This is a genomic window from Actinoplanes sp. NPDC048791 (assembly GCF_040650095.1).
Classification (GTDB): domain Bacteria; phylum Actinomycetota; class Actinomycetes; order Mycobacteriales; family Micromonosporaceae; genus Actinoplanes.
In genome coordinates this window covers 1-1,595 of sequence record NZ_JBEZGQ010001470.1, presented here as the reverse complement: position 1 = coordinate 1,595, position 1,595 = coordinate 1, and the positions used below count along the sequence as shown (strand labels likewise).

Here is a 1,595-nt window from a genome sequence, read left to right as displayed (position 1 = left end):
CGGCAGGCCGCCGCCCTGGCCGCCGCTGAGCTGCACCGCGATCGCCGCCGTGTCGTTGCGGGCGTCGCGGTCGATCGGGTACTCGGTGAAGATCTCCTCGTTGATTCCGACCCGGCCGGCCGCCGCGGACGGGTTCGCCCGCACCTGGAAGGTGAAGTCGAACAGGGTCGACGCCTTGGCCTTGGTCCTGCCCTCCTCGAGCAGGCACAGGTATTCCGACGCCCCGGTGAGGTCGGTGCCGAAGTCCTCGGGCTCCTCGCCGTCCTCGAACGTCATCGGGAAGCAGCGCTCGTCGACGCCGACGGCCTCGAGCCCGGCCGGGACGACGATGTGGGTCGACGGGTCGGTGTTCTCGAAGGTCCAGTGGTAGAGCGTGCCCGGCCCGTTGTTGCGGAAGCCGACGCGGGCCGGCACCTTGTCGCCCGGCTCGCCGGTGACGGTGGCCCCGACGGCGGCCAGGTCCGTCCGGCGGCCGCCGACGACGAACTCGCTGACCAGGATGTTGTTCTTCGGGTCGGTGTCGACCTGGCTCGCCGCGGCCCGCGCCGCGCTCTTGGCCGGCACGGCCCGCAACCCGACGGCGGGACCGGTGCCCTTCGGGCCGAGCGTCTCCTCGTCGAGGTCGGGCGCGGTGTCGATCAGTTCCCGGAAGTCGGCCGGGGTGTACCAGCCGCCGAGGGCGCTCGCCCGGGAGCCGGCCGCGGCATCGGCCGGGATCTTCAGGCGCATCGGCGTGGCCAGCTCGTAGGTCGAGCCGGCGGCCAGCTCGTCGTCGAAGGTGCAGACGGTCAGGATGCCGTACCGGCAGTTGCCGAAGCCGGGCCCCGGCGACAGGCTCGGGTCCCAGCCCAGCATGACCAGCACGACGCTCTTGACCGGCGCGGTCCCGACGTTGGACACGCGCAGGCCGGCGTCGACGTTCGCGCCGGCCGCCACGGTGCGCGGGGTGCTGATGACGCCGGCCAGGTCGACGCCCTCGCCGATCGTCACCGTCGACGCGGTGGTGGCCTCGGGCAGGTCGTCGAGCCGGGCGCTGAACGCCAGCTTGCCGTGCGCGTCCTGGGCGGCGCCGGCCTTGGCGGTGACCTCCAGGGCCAGCAGGGCCACCAGGTTGGCGCCCGGTTCGAGCTCGAAGTGCCCGGTGAGGGTGCAGCTGATGACCGTGCCGGTGCGGCCGCACGACTGCTCGTCACCCAGCTGGAAGTCGTCGGCCGCGACCACGGTGGCGATGTCGGCGACGCCGCCGGTGTCCACCCGCACGGTCATCTTCTCGAACGCGGCGGGCGCGTCTTCCGGCACGTCGATCCAGGCGAAGAGCGGGGTCGCCTTGGGCACCGACCCGGCCACCGTGATGTCCGGGAAGTGCAGCCGCACGGCCGGCTCCGCGGCCAGTGCCGGCGTCCCGGGTACGGCCAGGGCCGCGACCGCCGTCAGGGCTGCCGCCGATCCGGTCAGCAGGCGGTGCAGGGCGCGGCGCATGGTGGTGGTTCCTCCCCGTGAACGACAGAGCCGCGTGAGCATAAGCGGGGAAGATCATCTTGCGAGCCCGCCGTTCGGTCAGCCCGGACTCTCCGGTCGACCGGGTACGGCGGCGG

At 73.2% G+C, this 1,595-nt stretch carries 1 protein-coding gene; it reads right to left on the bottom strand.

Going from position 1 to position 1,595, the window contains the following annotated elements; all coding sequences use genetic code 11:
* Nucleotides 1–1,479 (bottom strand): hypothetical protein (locus tag AB0C29_RS47525; protein WP_360834854.1); only part of this gene is annotated, 1,479 nt, incomplete at its 3' end.
* Nucleotides 1,480–1,595: the final 116 nt, after the last annotated feature.